General features: G+C 70.2%; 14 protein-coding genes. 9 read left to right on the top strand and 5 right to left on the bottom strand.

The window, feature by feature from the left end:
* Nucleotides 1–41: 41 nt before the first annotated feature.
* Nucleotides 42–1,346, bottom strand: a complete 1,305-nt coding sequence (locus tag WME90_RS46895; RefSeq protein ID WP_437278622.1) for a glycoside hydrolase family 43 protein — start codon at nucleotides 1,344–1,346, stop codon at nucleotides 42–44.
* Between the two features lie 402 nt (nucleotides 1,347–1,748).
* Here WME90_RS46895 and WME90_RS46900 point away from each other — a divergent pair, with 402 nt between their 5' ends.
* From WME90_RS46900 to WME90_RS46910, 3 genes are read left to right on the top strand one after another with little or no spacing between them, the layout of a single operon-like run.
* Entirely contained in the window at nucleotides 1,749–3,527 is a 1,779-nt protein-coding gene (locus tag WME90_RS46900) for an Ig-like domain-containing protein (RefSeq protein ID WP_437278623.1), read from the top strand.
* A gap of 3 nt (nucleotides 3,528–3,530) precedes the next feature.
* A complete protein-coding gene (locus tag WME90_RS46905; RefSeq protein WP_437278624.1) occupies nucleotides 3,531–5,885 on the top strand; it encodes a PKD domain-containing protein in 2,355 nt (784 codons plus the stop codon).
* Nucleotides 5,882–7,291: a c-type cytochrome gene (locus WME90_RS46910; RefSeq protein ID WP_437278625.1), complete on the top strand. Its 1,410-nt coding sequence runs from the start codon at nucleotides 5,882–5,884 to the stop codon at nucleotides 7,289–7,291. The genes WME90_RS46905 and WME90_RS46910 overlap by 4 nt, the downstream gene beginning before the upstream one ends.
* 313 nt (nucleotides 7,292–7,604) lie before the next feature.
* Here the strand turns inward: WME90_RS46910 and WME90_RS46915 are convergent, their stop codons facing one another.
* Nucleotides 7,605–7,805 (bottom strand): hypothetical protein, encoded by a 201-nt coding sequence (locus WME90_RS46915; RefSeq protein ID WP_437278626.1) that lies wholly within the window; start codon nucleotides 7,803–7,805, stop codon nucleotides 7,605–7,607.
* Between WME90_RS46915 and WME90_RS46920 the strand changes: the two genes are divergently transcribed.
* The gene (locus WME90_RS46920) at nucleotides 7,804–10,353 is read left to right on the top strand and encodes a glycoside hydrolase family 31 protein (protein WP_437278627.1); all 2,550 of its coding nucleotides are present in this window, start codon (nucleotides 7,804–7,806) and stop codon (nucleotides 10,351–10,353) included. The genes WME90_RS46915 and WME90_RS46920 overlap by 2 nt on opposite strands.
* 17 nt (nucleotides 10,354–10,370) lie before the next feature.
* On the opposite strand, the gene WME90_RS46925 is transcribed toward WME90_RS46920, so the two are convergent.
* Both WME90_RS46925 and WME90_RS46930 read right to left on the bottom strand, forming a co-directional pair.
* Nucleotides 10,371–11,534 carry an aminotransferase class V-fold PLP-dependent enzyme gene (locus tag WME90_RS46925; RefSeq protein ID WP_437278628.1) on the bottom strand — a complete coding sequence of 388 codons (1,164 nt, stop codon included), beginning with the start codon at nucleotides 11,532–11,534 and terminating at the stop codon, nucleotides 10,371–10,373.
* A 97-nt stretch (nucleotides 11,535–11,631) separates the two neighbouring features.
* The gene (locus WME90_RS46930; RefSeq protein WP_437278629.1) at nucleotides 11,632–12,378 is read right to left on the bottom strand and encodes a helix-turn-helix domain-containing protein; all 747 of its coding nucleotides are present in this window, start codon (nucleotides 12,376–12,378) and stop codon (nucleotides 11,632–11,634) included.
* Nucleotides 12,379–12,420: 42 nt separating this feature from the next.
* Between WME90_RS46930 and WME90_RS46935 the strand changes: the two genes are divergently transcribed.
* Together WME90_RS46935 and WME90_RS46940 are read left to right on the top strand one after the other, a co-directional pair.
* Nucleotides 12,421–13,614, top strand: coding sequence for a cytochrome P450 (locus tag WME90_RS46935; RefSeq protein WP_437278630.1), 1,194 nt, complete (start codon nucleotides 12,421–12,423; stop codon nucleotides 13,612–13,614).
* 316 nt (nucleotides 13,615–13,930) lie between these two features.
* Nucleotides 13,931–14,650, top strand: a complete 720-nt coding sequence (locus WME90_RS46940) for a hypothetical protein (RefSeq protein ID WP_437278631.1) — start codon at nucleotides 13,931–13,933, stop codon at nucleotides 14,648–14,650.
* 16 nt (nucleotides 14,651–14,666) lie between these two features.
* Here WME90_RS46940 and hisC read toward each other — a convergent pair whose 3' ends face one another.
* Nucleotides 14,667–15,749 carry a histidinol-phosphate transaminase gene (gene hisC / locus WME90_RS46945; protein ID WP_437278632.1) on the bottom strand — a complete coding sequence of 361 codons (1,083 nt, stop codon included), beginning with the start codon at nucleotides 15,747–15,749 and terminating at the stop codon, nucleotides 14,667–14,669.
* A gap of 120 nt (nucleotides 15,750–15,869) precedes the next feature.
* Here hisC and WME90_RS46950 point away from each other — a divergent pair, with 120 nt between their 5' ends.
* The 3 genes from WME90_RS46950 to WME90_RS46960 all read left to right on the top strand — a co-directional run bounded on the left by WME90_RS46950 (nucleotide 15,870) and on the right by WME90_RS46960 (nucleotide 22,640).
* Nucleotides 15,870–19,811 (top strand): protein kinase domain-containing protein, encoded by a 3,942-nt coding sequence (locus WME90_RS46950; protein ID WP_437278633.1) that lies wholly within the window; start codon nucleotides 15,870–15,872, stop codon nucleotides 19,809–19,811.
* Nucleotides 19,812–20,133: 322 nt separating this feature from the next.
* Nucleotides 20,134–21,468, top strand: a complete 1,335-nt coding sequence (locus WME90_RS46955) for a phenylacetate--CoA ligase family protein (RefSeq protein WP_437278634.1) — start codon at nucleotides 20,134–20,136, stop codon at nucleotides 21,466–21,468.
* Nucleotides 21,465–22,640, top strand: coding sequence for a glycosyltransferase family 4 protein (locus tag WME90_RS46960; protein WP_437278635.1), 1,176 nt, complete (start codon nucleotides 21,465–21,467; stop codon nucleotides 22,638–22,640). Before WME90_RS46955 ends, WME90_RS46960 begins: the two co-directional genes overlap by 4 nt.
* Nucleotides 22,641–22,800: the final 160 nt, after the last annotated feature.

Raw genomic sequence — 22,800 nt, forward strand, 5'->3', positions numbered from 1 at the left:
CAGCTCTCCTTGCGAGGGCCGAGCGGCTCGCGCCGTGCAAGTCACTTGTGTGTCGGGACGATCTTCCGGATTGTCCCGTCGTCGTTGTAGTAGGCGCGATCGACGCACGTGGATCGCCGGTAGCTACCGCCGGTCGGCAGCGCGGCGTTGTGGTACGTGAGGTAGCTGGCCCCTTTGAACTCGAAGAGCGACTGGTGAATGGTGCTGCTGTTCGGCACCGGGTCCAGGATGACGCCCCGGTGCTGCCACGGCCCCTCCGGTGACGCGCTGGTCGCGTAGGAGATGCTCTCCGGGAACCCCGATGCGTAGGTCAAGTAATAGAGGCCGCCGTGCTTGGACAGGAAAGGCGCCTCGGTGTAGCTGGGGATGTTCTTGAGCACGTGAATCTGGGCGCCGCCGATGCTGCGGTTCTGCATCTTCCCGCTGCCATCGGTCGTGTAGGTCTCGCCCTTCAGGTGGATCATGTCGTCGTCGAGCTCGACCCAGTACAAGACGCCGTTCCCCCAGTACATGTAGGCTCGGCCGTCGTCGTCGACGAAGACCGTCGGGTCGAGGTTTCGCCACGAGTGGTCTGCCGTGCCGTCGGTGTCGGCCAGGAAGATGAGCGGGATTCCCCTTGCGTCCTTGAACGGCCCTTCCGGCTTGTCCGCGACCGCGACGCCGATCGAGATTCCATAACCGGACTGGCCGCCCTCCACCGGCGCGTAGAAGTAGAACTTCGGGTTGCCGTTCTCGTCGTCGCGTTCGACCACCTGAGCCGCATTGGCGTTGCCCGTCGAGTCGCTGCCGCGAGCCCAGGAGAACACATTGTAGCGCATCACCGCGCCCTCGTTCTCCCAGCGGATCATGTCGGACGATGTCCAGAGCCGATAGTCGAGCATGCGGTAGCCCTCTGCACCCTCGGCCTGCTCGTCATGGCCGGTATAGAGGTAGACCTTGTTGTTCCAGACCATGGCCGCGGCGTCCGCGGTAAAGATGGTTTCTCCGGGACCACGGGTCGGATCTGGCGCATCGTACTTGATGATGGGATTGTCGAACTCTGTCGGCGGCGGCGTGCTGCCTGCGCCGCCGCCGCCTTCCGCGCCGCCGCCGCCTTCCGCGCCGCCGCCGCCGGTGCCGCCTGCGCCGCCGCTGCCCGTCGCGCCGCCGCTGCCCACCGTGCCGCTGCTGGCGCCCTCACCGCCGCTGCCGCCTGCGCCGCTGCTGCTCGAGCTATTGCTGGAGCTCGATGACGACGTTCCTGGGCCAGAGGCCGCCGTGCCCGGCTTGTCCTCACCACCGTCGCAAGCCCCGAGCCATGCCGAAAGTAGAAGACCAGCAATCAGCTTCGAACGAGCGTAGTCCATGTCGAGCACCTCCTCACCAGCCTATCCAACACGACGACCATGGCGACGGCGAGCACCACCACGCCAAGCTGTACCGTTCGGAAGTCCGGCACCCGGCCAGTGAATGTGAGCGTTCACATTTATAGCGTCAATCGAAAACCGGCGACCCTCGCTCCCAAGCAGGGACCCGCCGGAACGCGTCAAAATGCGAGCGGCCGATCGCGCTTGACATTCGATATGTGAACGTTCACAATTCGCCACGGCTTAACCGATTCATTCACGGGGGCGTCGCACGTTCGTGTGCCCGTGTGCCCGTGTGCCCGTGTGCCCGCGTGCCCGCGCGATCGCGGTGGGGGCTGTCGGCTCCACCTTCCGTCGGGATGGCCACCGATCAAGACCCACACGCTACAGAAGAGGTCAGGCATGCCTTCGACGAGGATGGGACTACGTTGGCTCGGCTTTCCTTCGTTCGCCGCCTTGCTCGCGGCGTGTTCCGGCGGGGACCTCGGCTCACCCGAAGGGAATGACGGCGGTGGCTCGGGCGACACCACATCCGTGGTGACGGGCAGCGGCGGCGCAGCCCCGATGCCGGCGGCAGGAGCCACGAGCGGCGGCGCCACGAGCAGCGGCGCCACGAGCAGCGGCGCCACGAGCGGCGGCGCCACGAGCGGCGGCGCCACGAGCGGCGGCGCCACGAGCGGCGGCGCCACGAGCGGCTCGGGTGGCGACGCCACGACTGGAAGCGGCGGCGCGGGCGAGCTCGACCCGGACACGATCACCGCCCCGGAAGGCAAGATCCCGAACACGCCGATGCCGGCGAACAAGATCAACTTGCCGCGCAACAACTGGCGAGACGGCCTGGTGTCGCCGACGCTCGAGGCGGGCCACCACCAGAACCAGCCCATCGTCATCAACGGCTACGTTCAGGGCGCGGGCAACGCCGAGATCGTCTTCTACGACATCGCCGATCCGACAAATCCGAAGATGCTCTCGCGCATCCAGAGCCCTGGCTTCGATCCCAAGGGAGGGCCCAAGGGCGTCGGCGAGGCGGAGTCGCACCAGACCTCGGTCGCCCGCTACGGCGACAAGTTCTACCAGGTCACCACCTCGGGCACCGGCGTTGACATCTGGGACGTCACCGACGCCCGCGCGCCTCGTCACGTGAGGCTCGTCCGGCTCCAGGGCATCAACTATGGGGACTTCACCGACTCCGTCTGGGGCATGTACTGGCAGGGGAGCGTCATTTACGTCGGCGGCACCAACACGGGCCTGCACATCCTGGACGCCGCGGATCCCGAGGACGTGAAATTCGTCAAGAAGATCCCCACCTCGCAGTTTGGCGGCGTGAGCGCCGGACCGCTGTGGGCGGTCGGCAATACGCTCGTCATCACGACGCCCAAGGACAACGGCGGCATCGCGACGATGGACATCAGCGATCCGATGAACCCGGTCGCGCTCGACTTCATCGCCCCGAGCAAGAGCTACATCTGTGGTCTGTACGGCAAGCACGTCTACGTGCAGTCGCCGCTGCGCGTGTGGGACGTGCTGACCGACCCCACGGACATCGGCTCGGCCAATTCACCCGTCGCGACGTTGCCCGACTCGGCGTTCAGGGCCAAGGGGTACCCCGCTGGGTCCGAGTACATGAGCTTCTCCGACGGCTATATGTTCCTGGGCCACCTGCGGCCCGACGCCGGCGTCTCCAAGATCAACGTGCGCGACATCAACCGGATGTCGATCGAGAGTCGCGTCTGGGGCCGGCTCGAGTTCACGAACGGCGACGATCAGTTCTCGATCCCGGTCGGCAGCCTGGTGGTGCTGGCCGACGACGAGCTGCCGTACCGCGGCATGGTCATCGCCGCGCACTCCATGGAGCCGGACACCACGCCCCCGGCGGTCGACACGGTGTTGCCGAAGAGCGGGGCGACGGGTCTGCCCAGGAAGTCGCGCATCGGCCTCAGCCTCACCGACAACGTCGAGATCGCCACGGTTCACCACGGCAGCTTCATCGTGAGGCCGATGGGCGGGCAGCAGGTGAAGGGCACGTTCGGCGTGTACATGGGCATCGTCAACTTCGACCCGGACGAGGACCTGATGCCGAACACCACCTATGAGATCGTCCTGCCGAAGGGCGGCGTGAAAGATCTCGTCGGGAACGGCATCGCGGCCGAGTTCAAGTCAACGTTCACGACCGGTCCCTGAGCCATGCGCTCGCTCCCGAAGGTCCTCGGCCTGCTCGGAGGCATCTGCTCGGTCGCGGCCTGGCCGGCCGAGGCGCTGGCCATCACGGCCAGCGTCGCCGAGCGCGCGCCCTCGCTCGCCGGCGAGGCCGTCACGTTCGACCTGACGATCGACGGTGCGGTCGGCCCCGTCCAGGTGCGCTGGGACATGGGAGACGAGACACGCACCGAGTTCACCGTCGACGACCTGCAGCAGGTGCACACCTACGCCGCTCCCGGCCACTACCCGGTGCTGGCGACGGTCAAAGACGATGTCGGGTTCACCAGCGTCTCGTTCGTGCACACGGCGCACCTGCCGCTCGTCCCGGGCAGCGCGGCGGGCTCGACAGATCTCGTCTACGACCAGCCGAACGCGAAGGTCTACACGGCGAACTACGAGAACGACAGCGTGACCGTGCTCGACGCGAACGCCTTGATCAAGCTCGCGGAGGTGCCGGTGGCGCGCGGCCCGGTCGGGCTCGCGCTCACGGCGCAAGGCAAGCTGTGGGTGCTGCACCGCGACGCGCACTCGCTCTCCATCATGGACGCCGCGTCGCTCGCGGTGGAGCGCGAGGTCGTGCTGCCGTACGCGTCGCAGCCGATGGGCCTCGCGATCAGCCCGACCGGGGACGCCGCGTACGTGACGCTGATGGCCGTCGGCAAGGTGCTGAAGCTGGACGCGGCGAGCGGCGCCGTCGTGGCGGAGCTGGTGCTCGGCGGCACGCCGCGGGGCGTCTCGGTGTCGCACGACGGCGCGCAGATCTACGTCACGCGCTTCATCTCCGAGGACAGCCACGGGGAGGTGGCGCGCATCGACGCGGCGACGTTCCAGGTGAGCACGCGCTTCCAGCTCGCGGCGGACACCACGACGGAGGACACGGACCAACAAGGGCGTGGCTTGCCGAACTACCTGTTCTCGGCGGCGCTCTCGCCCGACGGCTCGTTCGCGTGGGTGCCGGGCAAGAAGGACAACATCTATCGTGGTCCTTTTCGCGATGGGCTCGATCTCACCGACGACAACACGGTGCGGCCGCTCCTGGCGCTGCTGAACCTCGCGGAGGGCGTCGAGGACGTCGCGCGGCGCATCGATCTGGATGATCGCAATCTGCCCAACCAGGTCGTGTTCACGCCGCTCGGCGACTATGCGTTTGTCAGCGTGGCCGGCTCGGCCCTGGTGGAGGTCCGCGAAGCTTACACGGGCGACTTCGTGACCGCGCTGAAAGAGACGGGCTTTTCTCCGCGCGGCCTGGCGCTGACCGAGACCGACAAGCTGTTCGTGCACGCGTCGCTCAGCCGTACGGTGGCGGTCTACGACGTCGCCGACATCGTCAGCTCGCACGACCTCATCACAAAGAAGCTGGCCGACATTCCGACCGTCGCCGCGGAGAAGCTCGACGCGCAGGTCTTGCGCGGAAAGCAGCTGTTCTTCAACTCAGCCGATATACGCATGAGCGACCAGGGCTACATCAGCTGCGCGTCGTGTCACTTCGACGGCGCGGACGACGGGCGAGTCTGGGATTTCGGCAGCGTGGGGGAGGGGCTTCGCAACACCGTCTCGCTGCTCGGACGGCGCGGCACGGGCCACGGCAACGTCAACTGGAGCGGCAGCTTCGACGAGATCCAGGACGCCGACGACAACATCCGCGACCTGTTCGGCGGCAAGGGCTTCCTGAGCGCCGAGCAGCTCGCCGTGGGAACCGTCGCCGCGCCGCGCGGCGACAAGAAGGCCGGCCTGAGCCCCGAGCTCGACGCGATGGCGGCGTTCCTCGGTTCGCTCGACACGCACCACCCGAGCCCCTTCCGCAACGCCGACGGCTCGCTCACCGAAGATGGCGTCGCGGGTCGCGCCATCTTCAGGCGCCTGGGGTGCGGCTTCTGCCACACGGGTCCCGACGGGACCGACAGCGCGGGCGGCAAGCTGCACGACGTCGGCACCGTGAAGGCGTCCTCTGGCATGCGCGCCGGTGAGCCGCTGTTCGGCATCGACACGCCGACCTTGAACGGCGTTTGGGAGACGGCGCCGTACCTGCACGACGGCTCCGCGCCAACGCTGCGCGACGTCCTCGTCACGGCCAACGCCGAAGATCGCCACGCCTTCACCAGCGCGCTCAGCGAGGCCGAGCTCGCGCAGCTCATCGCCTACGTGCAGCAGCTGGACGGCACCGTCGACCGTGAGCCGAGCGAGGAGGACGGGTCGGGTGAGGAGCCGAGCGAGGGGAGCTTTTGGGGCTTTGGCTGCAGCGTGGCGAGCGGGCGGGGCGACCGCCACGCGCCGCTCCTTTCGTTCGCGCTCGTGGCGGGGTTGATGACGTTCGGCGCCCGCCGAAGGAGGCCCGCGTGACGCGCCTGCCGAGCCTGTGCCTCTCTTCGCTGCTGCTTTCGGCGTGCGTCGGCGAGATCGGCGGGGGCGCTGCCACGGACGAGGCGATGACCGACTGGGACTCGCTGCCGTCCGTGAGCGCTCCCGACCCGGAGCTGTCGGGCCTACCCAGGCGCGAGGCCCAGCACCGCGCGCTCTGCGCGACGCCGCGCGGCGACAGCTTCTGGCAGGCGGTGTGCGCCACGCCCCGGCCGAACATCACCGACCTCGCCAGCTTGCTCGGCGTCGCGAAGCTCGACGACGATCGCGCCTTCGCCCTCACCGGCAACTCCACCTCGCTCGTGAAGAGCGCCGTCTCGGCCATCAATCCGCGCCTCATCGTCTTTCCGCGCGTGACCGAGATGCGCGAGAAGCCGGCTGAAATGACCGCGCTCGGCTTCGTTCGCGGTGAGCCCTTCGTCGAGGTCGTGAGCCGCGACCCTTCGACAGGTGACTACAACTTCTACCTGTTCACGTTCGAGCGGCAGTGTGATTACGACGGCAGCTGCGATCTCGCGAGCCTGCTCACCGAAGAGATCGAGCACGGCTGGACCGCGTTCAGCATCTACAGCGAGGGAGACGTCGAGAATACGTCGTTCGACTGTCGCTCGTGTCACCAGCCCGGCGGCTACGGCACGAAGAAGATCTTGCGCATGCAGGAGCTGGAGTTCCCCTGGATGCACTGGTTCCCGCAGCGCTTCGTGCAGCGCACGGAGTCCGATCGGGTGCTCACGTCGCAGTTCTTCGAAGCCCACGCGCAGGACGCGCAGTACGGCGGCATCCCCATCGCGACGATCCAGAATGCCATCGACGAGGGCAGCGGCGCGCAGCTCGAGGCATTGCTGGTCGCCGAAGGCCAGGCGGCGCAGCCGAACGCGTTCGACCCGCGGATCGAGGCCGAGGTCAAGGCCGGCTCGTCGAGCCCGATCTGGGAGAAGCAGTTCGCGGTGTCGCTGGCGGGTGATTCGATTCCGGTGCCCTATCCGCTCGCCGACGTGACGGATCCCGCGCTCCGCGCGGAGCGGACCAGGTCCTACCTCGACGTGGTGACCGGCGCGGCCCCGCGACAGTCCCTGCTCGATGTGCGCGACATCTTCTCCGCAGACGCGAAGGTGAAGCTCGGCCTTGTGCCGCCGCCGGGAGCGAGCGGGCGCGCCGTGCTCACGCAGCTCTGCTCGCGCTGTCACGACGGTCGCGGGAACCCGGCGCTGAACCGCACGAAGTTCAACGTGAAGAACCTGGACGGCATGTCGCGAGAGGCGAAGGACAAAGCCATCTTTCGCTTGCAAGAGCCCGCGACCTCGCCGCTGCGCATGCCGCCCTGGCGCGCCGCCAACGCGCTTCCCCCCGCGGAGCTCGCCGCGGCCATCGAAGAGCTGTCCAAGTAGCGCCGTCCACATCACCGCCGCGCGAACGCCGTCTCGCGTCGCGGTCGCCGCTCAGGCACACCCGCTTCCGTGCTCGGGGACCGGCGCGGACCGGTGAGCCGCAGGGAGCCCCGCCGGTCATGTTCTCCCCCGGGATCGAGGGGACCCGCGGTTCGGTCGATTGGAATTGACGCCGGCCGTGTGAACGTTCACATTGCGAGAGAGCGGGGGATCCTCTCGCTTCGCCTCGCTCCGGTCGCCCTCCGCACCGAGACCTGTACGCGGCAGGCCGCCCTGCGGCTTCGGCTGCGTCTTTCCGCCGTGGAGGCTCCAGTCACTCCCAGAGCTCGTCCGGCACCAGCACCTTGCCCACGTCGTGTTCTGTCGCGCCCTTCGCCTCTTTGAGCGGTGCGACGCGCAGGTTGAGCCAGCTCCCTGCTCCAGCCGCATGGAAACCGTCCGCGCCCTTGCAGCTGGCCGAGATTATCGAAGCTGCGAAGAACTGTTCTGAACTCTGTTGCTCGCGAGGCGTCATGCGAAACTTGATTCATCGTTATCTCTCCACGGTTCTGATCGGCCTCTTGCCCCTGAGCGGCGCATGCTCGAGCGGGTCCGACGAGCCCGGTCCGGGCGCCGGCGGCGCGGCGACCAGCGCCGCTGGCACGACGGGCACGACCACCGGCGTCGGGGGAGGCGGTACGGCCGGGGTCGGCGGCGGCGGCGGCGGCGGCGGCGGCGGTGACGGCGGCGGCGGCGCCGGTTCTGGAGGCGAGGGAGGCGACGACCAGCTGGTCTGCCCGCCTGCACCTCCAGCGACCGAGCTCTACGCGGTCGACGCCGCCGGGGTCACCTTCAATCTGGAGTCCGGCCTGCTGAGGTTGGAGGTCTGCAACGAGAGCATCATCAGAGCGCAGTACACGACCGCCCCTTCGCTCCCTGAAAAAACGTCTCTGTCCGTCGATAACAAGTGGGGCAAGCGGAGCTTTTGCGTCGAGGAGAGCTCGGGGACGGTGACCATCACCACCTCACGCTTGAAGGTCAACGTCGACACGACCAGCGGCCTGGTCACCTATGCCGACCTGAACGACGGCGTCATCCTGTCGGAGGACAGCAAGACCTTGACGCCCGCGACCGTCGAGGGGGTCAGCACGAATCGCGTCGAGACCGTCTTCGACTCCCCCGCCGACGAGGCGTTGTTCGGTCTTGGTCAGCACCAGGACAACGTCATGAACCGCAAAGGGACGACGCGGCGCATCCTCAACGCCAACACGGAGATCAACGTTCCGGTGCTGGTGTCCAACAAGGGCTACGGGATCTTCTGGGACAACTATTCCACCTCGAACTTCGACGGGACCAGGGCCAACAACAGCAAGTACAGCTACTCGTCGGAAGCCGGCGAGATGGTGGACTATTATTTCTTCTATGGTCCGAGCATCGACCAGGTCGTGGCCCAGTATCGCACCGCGACCGGCGCGGCCCCGCTGTTCCCGAAGTGGGCGTACGGGCTCTTCCAGTCGAAGGACAAGTACGCCAGCCAGGCCGAGCTGCTGAGGATCAAGGACGGCTACCGGAACAACGACATCCCGGTCGACTGCATCGTTCAAGACTGGGACTACTGGACCCCGTACGCGTGGGGCTCTCACTTCATGGATGAAGGCCGCTATCCAGATCCGGCGTCTCTCATCGACCAGATGCACAAGGCCAATGTTCACACGATGATATCGATCTGGCCGGTGTATCAACGCGTGAACGCCGAGCGCAAGGCGGGAGAGATGGGCAACTACAATGCGCTGGATAAAATCGGAGCGCTGTACCCGAGCAGCGGAACACACCGCTTCTATGATACATTCAACCCCGACGCCAGGGCTCTGGTGTACCAGCAGATCCACGATCGCCTGCTGGGGCCGTACGGCTGGGACGGCATCTGGGCCGACAACACCGAGCCTCAGGCCTATCCGGACCCCGTCAACGTGCGGGCGGCCAACACCGCGCTCGGCAAGGGGGCGCTGTACCTGAACGCCTATCCCCTGGGACACGCCGCGGGGTTGTACGAGCACTGGCGCGGCATCGGCCCGAAGCAGAAGCGAGTCTACGTCCTCACCCGCAGCGCCTTCGCCGGCCAGCAGCGATATGCCACGACGTGCTGGTCGGGCGACATCAACAGCGATTTCGCCACCTATACAAAGCAGATCCCCGCGGGGCTCAATTTCTCGCTCGCGGGGATGCCCTACTGGACCACGGATATCGGCGGCTACTGGGGCCACAACGTGAACTGGACCACCAGCGCGAACAATGAGCTCTTCACCCGCTGGTTCCAGTACGGCGCCTTCTCCCCGATCTTCCGGATACACGGGGGCGGCTCGAGGGAGCTCTACAGCAACAGCTGGAGCGCCGCCACAAAGGCCAATCTCCTCAAGATCGACAACCTGCGCTATCGGTTGATGCCGTACATCTACTCCTTGGCATGGAAGGTGACCAGCGACGGTTACACCATGATGCGGCACCTGGTCTTCGACTATCCCAACGACGCGAAGGTGTTCAACATCAAGGATCAGTTCCTGTTCGGCCCTGCCTTCCTCGTCAATCCGGTGACCACCGCGGGCGCTACCAGCCGCTCCGTCTATCTCCCCGCGGGGACCTGGTATGATTTCTGGACAGGCTCGACGACGGAGGGCGGGCGCACGGCGTCGGTCCCCGCGCCGCTCAGCGAAATGCCGCTCTTCGTCAAGGCGGGCTCGATCGTCCCCATGGGGCCCAGCATCCAGTATGCAACGCAGAGCGTCGACCCGCTGGAGATCCGGATCTTCACGGGCCAAGACGGGGCCTTCACCCTTTACGAGGACGAGGGCGACAGCTACGACTACGAGGACGGTAAATACTCGCTGATTCCATTCACGTGGAGCGAGTCCACAAAGACGTTGACCATCGGCGCGAGGACGGGGAGTTATACCGGAATGCCGGCCAGCAGGACGTTCAGGATCGTGCGGGTAGGCTCGCGTCACGGCGCCGGCGTCGACGTCACCGCGGACCCGGATCGCGTGGTCACGTACGATGGCTCGCAGGTGGTTGTAACCGCCGACTGAGCGTCGGCGCCGCGCGATTAGAGCGCGGCGACGAAGCGGTCGATCTCGGGTTCGTCGTTGTAATAATGGACCGAGGCGCGCACCAGATCGGGAATCCCGCGGTCCTCGAAGTCGAGCAGCGTCCCGGCCGCGGTCGACACGCTGACGTGGATCGCCTGGGCGCCGAGCCGCGCCTTGATGGCCGCGGCGTCCTCACCGTCCTTGGTGAAGGTCACGATGCCGCAGCGCCGCTCGCCCAGGTCGCGCACGGCGACCCCGGGGAGCTCGGAGAGCCGCGCGCGCAGGCGCTCGGCCAGCGCCGAGATCCTGTCGCGGATCGCCGGAAGGCCCAGCCGGAGCGCGTACTCCACGGCCGCGCCGAGCCCGAGCCGGCCAGCGACGTAGCTCTCCCAGTTCTCGAAGCGCCGGGCGTCGGGCCGCAGCTCGTAGCGGTCCGGCGCCGTCCAGCGGGCCGCGTGGAGATCGAGGAACGGCGGCTCCAGCCGGTCGAGCAGCGCGCGCCGGACATAGAGAAAGCCGGTGCCGCGCGGCCCGCGCAGGTACTTGCGGCCCGTCGCCGACAGCAGATCGCAGCCGATCGCCTCGACGTCGATCGGCAGCTGCCCCACCGACTGGCAGGCGTCGAGCAGGAACGGCACGCCCGCCGACCGCGCGCGGCGGCCGATCTCCTCCGCCGGGTTGACCAGCCCGCCGTTCGTGGGGACGTGGGTGACGGCGATCAGCTTGACCCGCTCGTCGAGGAGGCGATCGAGCGCGGGCAGCGACACCGCGCCGCGCTCGTCGCTCGGGATCGGGACGATCTCCGCGCCGGTGCGCCGCGCGACCTGCAGGAACGCGATGTAGTTCGACGCGTACTCGGTCCGCGCGGTCAGGATGCGATCGCCCGGGCCGAAGCGGAGGGAGTAGAACGCCATGTCCCAGGCGCGCGTGGCGTTCTCGACGAGCGCGATCTCGTCCGGCGCCGCGCCGATCAGCCGGGCGATCGAGCCGTAGACGGCCTCGAGCCGCGCGCCCGCCTCCGCCTCGGCCTCGTAGCCGCCGACGGCCGCCTCGCGGCGCAGGTGCTCGACCACCGTGTCGACCACGACGGCCGGAGGCAATGAGGACCCCGCGTTGTTGAAGTGCAGGACGCTTGCGCAGGCCGGGGTGTCGCGGCGGAGCGCGGCGATATCCATCGTCATGACGTCATCTCCTCGTCGGCCCGACACGCTGCCGGCTGGGGTGCACCACGTCAATCGCGGCGGCCGGCGGCGCCGCGCCGGCGCTGCGCGGTGAGGGCTACTTCATCAGCCCGCTGCGCAGCTCGCTCGGTGAGTAGCCCAGCATGCGGCGGCAGGTCCTCGAGAAGTGCGCGAGGTCGGCGAACCCCGCGGCGTGGGCAGCGCCCGTCGCGTCGAGGCGCGCGAAGGACCCCAGCGCGGCGAGCAGCCGGCGCCACAGCTGAAAGGTGCGGATAGGCAGCCCCACGTCGCGCACGAACAGCGCCTGCAGGTGCGCCTCGGAGATCCCGGCGCGCGACAGCGCGAGGCGCCGGTCCCCGGCCGGATCGCGCAGCGCCTCGAGGACGCGGGCCACCCGCCCGTCCGGGGCGCGGCGCGGCGACGCCTCCGCGAGCCAGGCCGCGAGCTCGCGCGCGAGGCCGTCGAGGACATCAGGGCGCGACAGGGACGCGCGGTGCGCTGCCACGGCCGCGTCGAGGCGCGAGAGGAGCCGGCCTTCGAGCGGAGAGGGACCGCCGAGCACGCGCGCGTGGCCAGCCACGTGCGGCATCTCCTCGGGGTCGTACAGGAACCCGAGCGTCGGTCCGGGGCTCACGGCGGCGTGCCATACGTCGGGGGGCACCACGACCGCGCGCCCGCGCACGACCCCGCCGCCGGGCTCGGTCACGGTCACCTCGCCCTCGAGCCCGACAAGGATCGCCGCGCCGTGCTCGGCGTGGAGGCTCGACCTTGTCGCGGTCGAGGCGCGCACCGCGAACGCGTCCGCGATTACGGCGCCGATCCGGGATTCGTTCAAGCGGCCCACGCCCCCTGATCCTACCTTGGCCTCCGCTGGAGGTCGTGAGCGATGACCCTGTTCTCGGAAGAGATGCGCCGCAACCCTTTCCCCGTCTACGACCAGCTCCGGAGCCGCTCTCCCGTGCTCCACTATCCACCGTCGGACTCGTGGATGATCTTCGATTACGACGGCGTGAAGCGGGCGCTCCACGATCACGAGGCGTTCAGCTCGGTCGTGTCGCCGCCGGGCACCAGGACCGCCGAGTGGCTCATCTTCGCGGACCCTCCGCGCCACACAAAGCTGCGCGCCATCATCGTGCGGGCCTTCACCCCGCGCGCCGTCGCGGGGCTCGAGCCGCGCATCCGCCGGCTGTCGCGCGAGCTCCTCGACCGGACGATCGAGGGCGGCGAGATGGACCTCGCCGAGGAGTACACAGTCCCGCTCCCCCTCCTGGTGATCGCCGAGATGCTCGGCGCCCCGCTGGCGGACCAGCCGCGGTTCAAGCGCTGGAGCGACGCGATCCTCGACCTCAGCCATACGGTCTCCGGCAGCGAGGAGGCGGCCCGGGCGCTCGTCGAGTTCACCGCGGTGACGGCCGAGATGCAGGCCTACCTGAGCGGCCTCATCGAGCAGCGGCGGGCGGCGCCGGAGGACGATCTCCTGACCAGGCTCGTCGAGGCCGAGGTGGACGGAGAGCGGTTGAACGAGGACGAGATCCTGGGCTTCTTCCAGCTCCTCCTCGTCGCCGGCCACGAGACGACAACGAACCTGATCGGCAATGCCATGTTGTGCTTCCTCGAGAACCCGGGCGAGCTCGCCCGCCTCCGGGCCGCGCCCGATCTGCTGCCCTCCGCGATCGAGGAGGTCCTGCGCTACCGCTCGCCGGTCCAGGCGATGTTCCGCGTGACGAGGCGCGACGTCCCGATGCACGGCCAGGTGATCCCGGCCGGCAAGGCCGTGCTGGCGATGATCGGCTCCGCCAACAGAGATCCACGGCAGTTTCTCGGTGCAGATCGCTTCGACATCGCGCGTGATCCCAACCCGCACATCGCGTTCGGGCACGGCATCCACTTCTGTATCGGGGCGCCGCTCTCGCGCCTCGAGGCCAGGGTCGCGCTGTCGGATCTCGTCGCGCGGCTCGGCGGCCTCGAGCTCGCGAGCGACGCTCCATGGGAGCCGCGCCGGGCGATCCACGTGCACGGCCCGACGCGCCTGCCGATCCGCTTCACGCCGGGGCCGCGCCTCGGCGGCGCCCCGTGCTGATGCCCGCCGGCCTGATGCCCGCCGGCCTCACCCGCTCCGCCGCGCGTCGCGGCGAACGCAGCCGCAGTACAGCGATAGAGCTTGAATCCGCCGCGCCGCCGAGCTCCGGCGGGCGCGCGGCGCGCGGCTCGGACGCAGGCGATGCGGGACAGCTGTGGCGTCATCGCCGCTCCTCGCACCGGTGGCACCATCGTTGCTGAATGGGATGGCGCTGATGGCGCCGGCGCCGGCCGCATGAACGGCGCTGGCGGCGCCCAGCGGACCGCCGTCCCGCGGCCGAGGTGGACGATCGGGATGGGCAGGCATGGAGGATTCGATGAAAGACCAGACCTCCGTCGAGGTTCTTGTTCCACGTGAGATGTCGCCGGATCAGAGACAGCGTCTCATCGACGAGCTCTATGGCTTACGCCGCGTGATCTTCGAGGGCGCGCAGCGGGAGAAGAGCTTCGCCACCCACGTCATCGACGCTGGCGCGGAGCACGGCGCCCTCGTGGTTCAGAGGGGCGCCCGCGGCCAGATCACCGGCTATTTCGCGGTTCAGATCATGGATCCAGAGCCCTCCGGCGCGCAGATCGCGATCTTCCGCGGCGAGTCCGGGGCGCTCGGCGAGAACGTCGGCGATGATGACGTCCTCCGCCAGGTCCTGTTGCGCCTGATCCGGTACATGCTCGCCCACCCGGGTCGCCCCGTGTTTTGCCTGTGCTCGGTGGCTCACCCGTCGAGCTATGCGCTGTTCTCGCGCTTCGTCGACATCGCGCGCACGAGCCCGCCGGAGGGCGCGGACGAGCTCATGTCCAGGCTCGCCTCCTCGTTCGGCCCGGAGGCGAGCGATAGAGGTAGCCCGTTCGTCTTCGAGGTCGGGCAGACGGCGGCCGAGCCGGCGGGCGGCTGCGACTTCCTGCACGTCCACGAGAGCCCATCGGCGCGCCCCGGCGCTGCGGAGGAGCGCGAGCTCATCACGCTCGTGCCGCTGCGCCTCGGCGGCATGCTGCGCGCTGCAGTGAGCTGCGCGCCGCCGGAGGCGAGGCGCTGGTAGCGCGCAGCTCGCCGGATCAGGCCAGCACGTCGGACAGGCTGTCGAGGAATCGCTGGTTCTCGCGCTCGGTGCCGATGGTGACCCGCAGGCTGGTCGGCAGGTTGCCGAAGGGCCGCACGATGACGCCCTTCCGGAGCAGGGCGTCGTACACCGGGCGCGCCGGCCGCCCGACGTCCACGAGCACGAAGTTCGCCTGGCTCGGCGCCACCGACAGCCCGCGCCGCGTGAGCTCGCGCGTGAGCCTCTCGCGCTCGCGGAGGTTCAGCGCGCGGCTCTTCTCGATGTGCTCGGCGTCGTCGAGCGCCGCGAGGGCGGCCACCTGCGCCAGCGCGCTCACGTTGAACGGCGCGCGCACCCGGTTGATGTAGTCGATGAGCTGGGCCGGGCCCACGGCGTAGCCGACGCGGAAGCCCGCCAGGCCGTAGATCTTCGAGAAGGTGCGCAGCACGAGCAGCCGCTCGCGGAGCCCGCGGAGGCGCATGGAGTCCGGGAAGTCCGGCGCGTCCGTGTACTCGATGTACGCCTCGTCCATGACCACGATGACCTCGGGCGGGAGCTCCCTGAGCAAGCGCTCGACAGCGGCGCGGCTCACGTGCGTGCCCGTCGGGTTGTTCGGGTTCGCGATGAACAGGAGCCGCGTCTTCGGCGTGACGGCCGCGGCCATGGCCTCGAGGTCGTGCCGCAGGTCGCGCAGCGGCACGGCCGTGAACGGGACGCCGTAGGCGAGCGCGGCGAGCCGGTAGACGACGAAGGCCGGGTCGCCGAACACGATGTGCGACCCGGGCGTCGCGAAGGTGTGCACGATCAGGTCGAGCAGCTCGTTCGAGCCGTTTCCCTGGACGATCTCGTCCATCGTGACGCCGTGGACCGCCGCGAGCCGCTCGCGCAGCCGGTAGGCCGCCCCGTCCGGGTAGAGGTGCACGTTCGCGAGCGCCTGGCGCGCCGCCTCGAGGGCGCGCGGGCTCGGGCCGTGCGGGTTCTCGTTCGAGGCGAGCTTCACGGCGTCCGTCACGCCGAGCTCGCGCGCGAGCTCATCGAGAGGTTTTCCCGTTTCGTAAGGCGCGAGCAGCTCGACGGAGGGCAGAACGAGCGCGGACATGGCGCGTACCCTATCACACCTCCGCCGCAGGGAGTGGGCGGGCGCGCCGGCGCCCTGCCGCGCGCCCGTCGCCGGGATCTGGCCTCTCCCACGGGGCTCCGTGTGATACTCGCCGTCCCGATGAAACCCGGGGACATCGTCGCCGACCGCTTCTTGATCGAGCGCCTCGCCGGGTCGGGCGGGATGGGCTCCGTCTACCGCGCCCTCGACCGGCACACGGGCGAGACGGCGGCGCTCAAGGTCATGTCGGGCCGCGGCCTCGAGCACGGCGAGCGCTTCGCGCGCGAGGCGCAGGTGCTCGCCGAGCTGCGGCACCCCGGCATCGTCCGGTACATCGCGCAGGGCGCCACCGAGAGCGGAGAGCCCTGGCTCGCGCTCGAGTGGCTCGAGGGCGAGAGCCTCGGCGACCGGCTGCGCCGGCGCGGGCTCACCATCGCCGAGAGCGTCACGCTCGGCCTCCGGGTCGCCGAGGCGCTCGCCGAGGCGCACCGCCACAACGTCGTCCACCGCGACCTCAAGCCGAGCAACCTGTACCTCGTCGATAAATCGGCCGAGCAGGTCAAGCTCCTCGACTTCGGCATCGCGCGCCTCACGTCGCTCGCCCCCCTCACCATGACCGGCGTCGTCATGGGCACGCCGTTCTACATGGCGCCCGAGCAGGCGCGCGGCGAGCGCGACGTCGGGACCCAGGCCGACGTGTTCGCGCTCGGCTGCGTCCTGTTCCACTGCCTCACAGGGCGCCCCCCGTTCGTCGGCGACGACATCCACACCGCCCTCCTCCGCGTCGTGCTCGACGAGGCGCCGCGCCTCCGCGACGTGCGCGCCGACATCCCCGAGAACGTCGACATCGCCGTGGCGCGCATGCTCGCCAAGGCCCCGGCGGACCGGCCCGCGAACGGCGCCGCCGTGGCCCTCGAGCTGCTCCGCGTCGGCGAGATCAAGAGCACCCCCCCGATGCCCATGAGCCGGCGCGCGAGCGCGCTCACGACCGGCGAGCGGCGCACGCTCTGCCTGATGCTCGCGCGCATGGGGGCGCAGGAGGCCCACGGGTGGCAGGGGCCCACCATGCCGATGACGCTCCCGATGACCATGCCCCTCGCGCGCACCGTCCCGGAGGACGAGGTGAAGCGCGTGGCGTCGCGCTTCGGCGGGGCCCTGCAGACCCTCGCGGACGGGCTGCTGCTCATCACGCTCGAGGGGCGCGGCCTCATCACCGACCAGGCCGCGCGCGCGGCGCGGTGCGCGCTCGAGGTGCGCGACCTGCTGCCCGGCGTGCAGATGGCCCTCGTCGCCGGCCGCGGCTCCGCCGACGACCAGCTCCCGATGGGGCCGACCATCGATCGCGCCGTGCGGCTGCTCGACCGCGCCGACGGCGGATCCATCCGCCTCGACGAGGTGATGGCCGGCCTGCTCGACGCGCGCTTCGAGGTCGGCGGCGACGCGACCGGCCTCGTGCTCCGCGCCGAGCGCGACCTCGTCGAGGCCGCGCGGACGCTGCTCGGGCGCACGACGCCGTTCGTGGGGCGCGACCACGAGCTCGCGATCCTCGACGCCGTGCTCGACGAGTGCCTGAGCGAGCCGACCGCGCGCGCGGTGCTCATCACGGCGCCGGCCGGGCTCGGCAAGAGCCGGCTGCGCTACGAGTTTCTGCGCCGCGTCGAGGAGCGCAAGGAGCGGGTGCAGGTCTGGCTCGGCCACGCCGACCCGATGAGCGCCGGCTCGCCGTTCGGGATGCTGCGCCAGATGCTCCGCCGCGAGGCCGGGCTCTCGGGCGGCGAGCCGCAGGAGGTCCGCGAGCAGCGCCTCCGCGCCCGCGTGGGCCGGTACCTGAGCGGCGCCGATCTCGACCGCGTGACGGAGTTCCTCGGCGAGGTGGCGCGGATCCGCTTCTCCGACGAGGGCAGGGTGGAGCTGCGCGCCGCGCGGAGCGACCCGATGCTCATGGGCGACCAGATCCGACGCGCCTTCGAGGATTTCGTGCTCGCCGAGTGCCGGGCCCAGCCGGTGCTGCTCGTGCTCGAGGACCTCCAGTGGGGCGACGTGCCCACGGTGAAGCTCATCGACGCGGCCCTCGCGCTCAGCGACCAGCCGCTCATGGTGCTCGCGCTGGCGCGGCCGGAGGTCGAGAACGTCTTCCCGAAGGTGTGGGTCTCGCGCGGCGTCCAGGAGCTCCGGCTGCGCGAGATCGGGCGGCGGGGGAGCGAGCGGCTCGTGCGCGAGGTGCTCGGCGACGCCGTGACGCCCGACCTCTGCGCGCGCCTGTGCGAGCGCGCCGGCGGCAACGCGTTCTACCTGGAAGAGCTCATCCGCGCGGCCGCGTCGGGCCGGACCGAGGCGCTCCCCGAGACGGTGCTGTCGATGGTGCAGGCGCGCCTCGAGTCGCTCGACGGCGAGGCGCGGCGGGTGCTCCGCGCCGCGAGCGTGTTCGGCCAGAAGTTCTGGCGCGGCGGGCTGATGGCGCTGCTCGGCGGCGAGCGCCGCTCCCCGCAGGTGGACGGGTGGCTCGCGGTGCTCGTCGATCGCGAGCTCATCGCGCGCCGGGGCGAGGGGAGGTTCCAGGGCGAGGACGAGTACGCGTTCCGGCACGCGCTCGTGCGCGAGGCGGCGTACGCGACGCTCACGGACGCCGACCGCGCGCTCGGCCACCTGCTCGCCGGCGAGTGGCTCGACGCGGCCGGCGAGCGCGACGCGGCGCTCCTGGCGGACCACTTCGAGCGCGGCGGCGACGCCGAGCGCGCGGTCGTCTGGTTCCGGCGCGCGGCGGAGCAGGCCCTCGGGGCGAACGACTTCCGCGCCGCGATCCAGCGCGCCGAGCAGGGGGCCGCGAGCGCCGACGTCGACGGGGAGCTCTTCGCGGCGCTGCGCCTCGTGCAGGCCGAGGCGCACAAGTGGCTCGGCGAGGCCTCCCAGGCCGAGCGGTGCGCCGTCATGGCGATGCGGGGCTTCCCCCGGAAGAGCGCGCTCTGGTATGCCGCCGCCGGGGAGGTCGCGTCGATGCGCGTGCGCCTCGGCATGGGCGACCGGCTCGCGGACCTCGTCGAGGAGCTCCGCGGGCCCGGCCCGGTCAGCGGGGAGCGCGGCTCGTGGATCGACGTCCAGGAGGCGACCGGCGCCTCCGTGAGCGCGCTGGCGCGCATCGCCGGGTCGCTCCTGCACGGGGGCCAGTACGCGGCGGCGGAGGAGATCGTGCAGGAGCTCGCGCGGGTGGCGATGCCGCTCGCCGAGCGCGACGCGGCGGTGGCCGCGCGCATCCACGCGCTCCGGGCGTCGCGGGCGCTCTGCTACGGCGACCCGGCGGCGTCGCTCTCGTGCACGGAGCAGAGCATCCCCGCCTACCTCCAGACCGGCGATCTCAGGAACGCGTGCCTGAGCCGCGTGAACGCGGCGCACTGCCTGCTGCAGCTCGGGGTGTACGGCCGCGCCGAGGCCGAGCTGCGCGACGCGCTCGCGGAGGCGGGGCGGCTCGGGCTCTACAACGTGGCCGCGTTCGCCAGGCAGAACCAGGGCCTGCTCTGGATCCAGCAGGGCGATCTCGGCGCGGCGCGCGCGGCCACGGTCGAGGCGATCGACGCCTTCGTCGCGCAGGCGAACCGGCGGCAGGAGGCGCGGTCGCGGGCGTACCTCGCCGCGATCCTGACGCGGCTCGGCGACCTCGGCGCGGCGGACAACGAGGCGGGCGCGGCCGTGGCGATGCTGGCGCACGTGCCGACGCTCCAGGCGCTCGCGCTCGCCGTGCGCGCGCGGGTGCTGCTCGAGCAGGGGCGCGCAGAGGAGGCGCTCGACGCGGCCCGTCGCGGGCTCGGCCTGCTCGTGTCGGTGGGCGGGACCGAGGAGGGCGAAGCGCAGATCCGGCTCGTCTATGCCGAGTCGCTCCGGGCCTCCGGGCACCACGAGGCGGCGCGCGAGTCGATCACGGTGGCGATGCAGCGGCTCGTCGCGCGGGCGCAGTGGATCCACGACCCGGCGCGGCGCCAGAGCTTCTGCCAGGCTGTGCCGGAGAACGCCAAGACGTTCGCTCTGGCGGCGCTCTGGCAGCAAGAAGCAGAGCCCACCGTGCAGTGAGCCGTCGAGTCGCGGCCGCGTCGAGGACGGAAGAGTGGATGTGTGCTGGGTCGCCCTGCCGCGCCAGCGGCGCCGCTCGACGCGCGCAGCGCGCGTGTCACCGCGCCGCGGTGCGCGCGTCGAGCGGCGCCGCTGTCATAAGGAGTTCGCTCACGACATCTCTTCCGTAACCAACCGTGGCCGCGGGTAGCGGAGCGTGCGCACCGTGGACGTGGGCGTGGCGCGCGGCGCCTTGGCCGCGGCAGCTTGACTGTGCGGCCGAGGTTGGAAAGAATTGTCAGCAGACATGTATTCGGTCCTCTTTCGGAACGTGCTCTTTCCGTTGTACGAGACGAAACTCCGAGGGAGGGCCACGCTGGCCTACCTGGGGGAGCTGGAGCGGTCGCAGTGGCGTCCGGAGCGTGAGCTCAGGGAGCTCAGCTGGCGAAAGATGATGGCGGCGCTCCGCTTTGCGGAGCAGAGTATCCCCTTCTACCGGCGCCGCTTCGCCGAATACGGGGTGCGGGTCAAGGACGTACACGCGCCCGAGGATCTCGCGCGTTTTCCGGTTTTGACCAAAGCCGATCTCCGCGCGCACGGCAGCGAGCTGATCGCTGATGGGTGGCGCGGCAAGCTCTTCAGGAGCGGCACGGGCGGATCGACTGGAGAGCCGGCGCGGTTCTTTTACGATCACACGACGTACGAGTGTCGCAGCGCCGCCGCCCTGCGCTCCGACGCGTGGGCTGGCGGCCGGATCGGGGACAAGGAGCTGTACATCTGGGGGATTCCGACCCTGGAGCCCCGCTGGAAGAAGGCGAAGCGGACGCTGCACGAGGCGCTCATCCGGAAGAAGACGGTCAGCGCGTGGAACCTCTCGGAGGAGCGGCTCGCGGGGGTGGTGGACGAAATCTGGCGCTACCAGCCAGCCCTCGTTGTGGGGTACACGAGCCCTCTCTACTACACGGCGCGCTACGCGGTCGAGACGGGGCGCCGGCTGCCGACGCCGAAGGGGATCATCGCGACGGCGGAGCGCCTGTTCCCTCATCAGCGCGAGGTGATCGAGCGGGCGTTCCAGGCGCCGGTCTACGACCGCTATGGCTGCAGGGAGATGATGCTGATCGGCGCGGAGTGCGAGCGCCACGAGGGCAAGCACCTCAATGTCGAGAACGTCTTCGTCGAGGTGCTGCACGGCGGCCGGCACGCGCGGCCCGGCGAGCCGGGCGAGGTGGTCCTGAGCGATCTCGTGTGCCGGTCGATGCCGCTGCTCCGCTACAAGAACGAGGACGTGGTGATCGCGGCCGAGAAGGCCTGCTCGTGCGGCCGCGGGCTGCCGCTGCTCGCCTCGGTCGAGGGGCGGGTGCTCGACATGATCGTCGGGCCGGACGGCCAGCTCCTCTCGTCCGTGTTCTTCCCCTACTTCTTCAAGGACAACCCGACGGTGGATCGTTATCAGGTCTATCAGGACAAGACGCGGGCGATCACGATCAAGATCATCCCCAACGAGGGGTACCGGCCGGAGACGTCGCAGGCCATCGAGCGCGATCTGCGCCGGTTCCTCGGAGAGCGGGCGGACATCCGCGTGCAGCTCGTCCGCGACATCCCGGTCACCTCGGGCGGCAAGTTCCGCTTCACCGTGTCCGAGGTGCCGATCGAGTTCGGCCGCGGGGCTGCGGCGTGATCGGAGCGCCCGGGGTCCGGCCGGCGCCGGGGGCCGCGCCGGGCCGCCCCGTGAAGGTCGCCCACGTCGTGCTCTCGCTCAACGTGGGTGGGCTCGAGCGGGTGGTGCTCCGGTTGCTCGATCGGATGGCGCGCGACCGGTTCGCGCCGGTGGTGTGCGCGCTGGAGGAGCCCGGCGCGCTGGCCGAGGAGCTCGCGCGGCTCGGCGTGCCGCTCGTCGTGATCCCGCGGGGGCCTGGCCTCGACCCGGGGCTGCCGGTGCGGCTCGCGGCGTGGCTGCGGCGCGAGGGGATCCGGCTCGTGCACACGCACAACCCGGGGCCGCACCTCTATGGCGCGCTCGCGGCGGGCTTCGCGCGGGCGGCGGCGCTCCTGGGCGGCGCCGGACCGCGCGTCGTCCACACGAAGCACGGGCGCAACTACCCGAAGGAGAAGCGGAAGGTGCTGGTCAACCGGCTGGCCGCGGCGCTCACGGATCGGGTGGTGGCGGTGAGCGACGACGCGCGCGCGGTCGCGCTCGAGGTGGAGCATGTCGATCCGGCCAAGGTCGTGACGATCTTGAACGGCGTGGACACGGACGTGTTCCGGCCGGGCGACGCGGGCGCGGCGCGGGCGCGGCTCGGGGTGCCGGCGACGGGCTACCACGTGGGGTGCGTCGCGCGGCTCTCGCCGGAGAAGGATCACGCGACGCTGCTCGACGCCTTCGCGCGGCTCTGCGCGGTGCGGCCCGACGCGCGCCTGACGCTGATCGGCGACGGCTCGGAGCGGCCCGCGCTCGAGGCGCAGGCGGCGCGGCTCGGGCTCGGCGGGGCGGTGGTGTTCGCGGGGACGCGCGGTGACGTGGCGGAGCTGCTGCCGGCCTTCGACGTGTTCGCGCTCGCGTCGCTGACGGAGGGGATCTCGCTCACGCTCATCGAGGCAGCGGCGGCGGGGCTGCCCATCGTCGCGACGCGGGTGGGGGGCAATCCGGAGATCGTGTTGGAGGGCGAGACGGGGCTGCTCGTGCCGCCTGGAGCGCCGGAGACCCTGGCGGCCGCGCTCGAGGCGGTGGCGGTGCGGGGCGATCGCGCGGAGATGGGTTTGCGCGGGCGGGCGCGGGTGATGGAGCGGTTCGGGCTCGACCGCATGGCGCGCGCGTACGAGGACCTCTATGACGAGGTGCTCGGGGGGTAGTTTCCGCCGAACACGACAGCGAACGTCTGCTCAATAGGTGAACGTTCGGCTTTCGATTTCGTCCACCCGACAAGCAGTGGCTGGTGGCGCTGTGCCACGGTTCGCCGTTGATCCTGGTGATTGCCGTCGTCGCCGCAGGTGAGGGGATCACGAAGGCCGA

Origin of the sequence: Sorangium sp. So ce375, assembly GCF_051473855.1 — a bacterium.
GTDB lineage: Bacteria > Myxococcota_A > Polyangia > Polyangiales > Polyangiaceae > Sorangium.

Excerpts from the sequence above, each read along its gene's own strand:
- WME90_RS46895 (WP_437278622.1), bottom strand. The coding sequence starts at position 1,346 with ATGGACTACGCTCGTTCGAAGCTGATTGCTGGTCTTCTACTTTCGGCA.
- WME90_RS46900 (WP_437278623.1), top strand. The coding sequence starts at position 1,749 with ATGCCTTCGACGAGGATGGGACTACGTTGGCTCGGCTTTCCTTCGTTC.
- WME90_RS46905 (WP_437278624.1), top strand. The coding sequence starts at position 3,531 with ATGCGCTCGCTCCCGAAGGTCCTCGGCCTGCTCGGAGGCATCTGCTCG.
- WME90_RS46920 (WP_437278627.1), top strand. The coding sequence starts at position 7,804 with ATGCGAAACTTGATTCATCGTTATCTCTCCACGGTTCTGATCGGCCTC.
- WME90_RS46915 (WP_437278626.1), bottom strand. The coding sequence starts at position 7,805 with ATGACGCCTCGCGAGCAACAGAGTTCAGAACAGTTCTTCGCAGCTTCG.
- WME90_RS46925 (WP_437278628.1), bottom strand. The coding sequence starts at position 11,534 with ATGACGATGGATATCGCCGCGCTCCGCCGCGACACCCCGGCCTGCGCA.
- WME90_RS46935 (WP_437278630.1), top strand. The coding sequence starts at position 12,421 with ATGACCCTGTTCTCGGAAGAGATGCGCCGCAACCCTTTCCCCGTCTAC.
- WME90_RS46940 (WP_437278631.1), top strand. The coding sequence starts at position 13,931 with ATGAAAGACCAGACCTCCGTCGAGGTTCTTGTTCCACGTGAGATGTCG.
- hisC (WP_437278632.1), bottom strand. The coding sequence starts at position 15,749 with ATGTCCGCGCTCGTTCTGCCCTCCGTCGAGCTGCTCGCGCCTTACGAA.
- WME90_RS46950 (WP_437278633.1), top strand. The coding sequence starts at position 15,870 with ATGAAACCCGGGGACATCGTCGCCGACCGCTTCTTGATCGAGCGCCTC.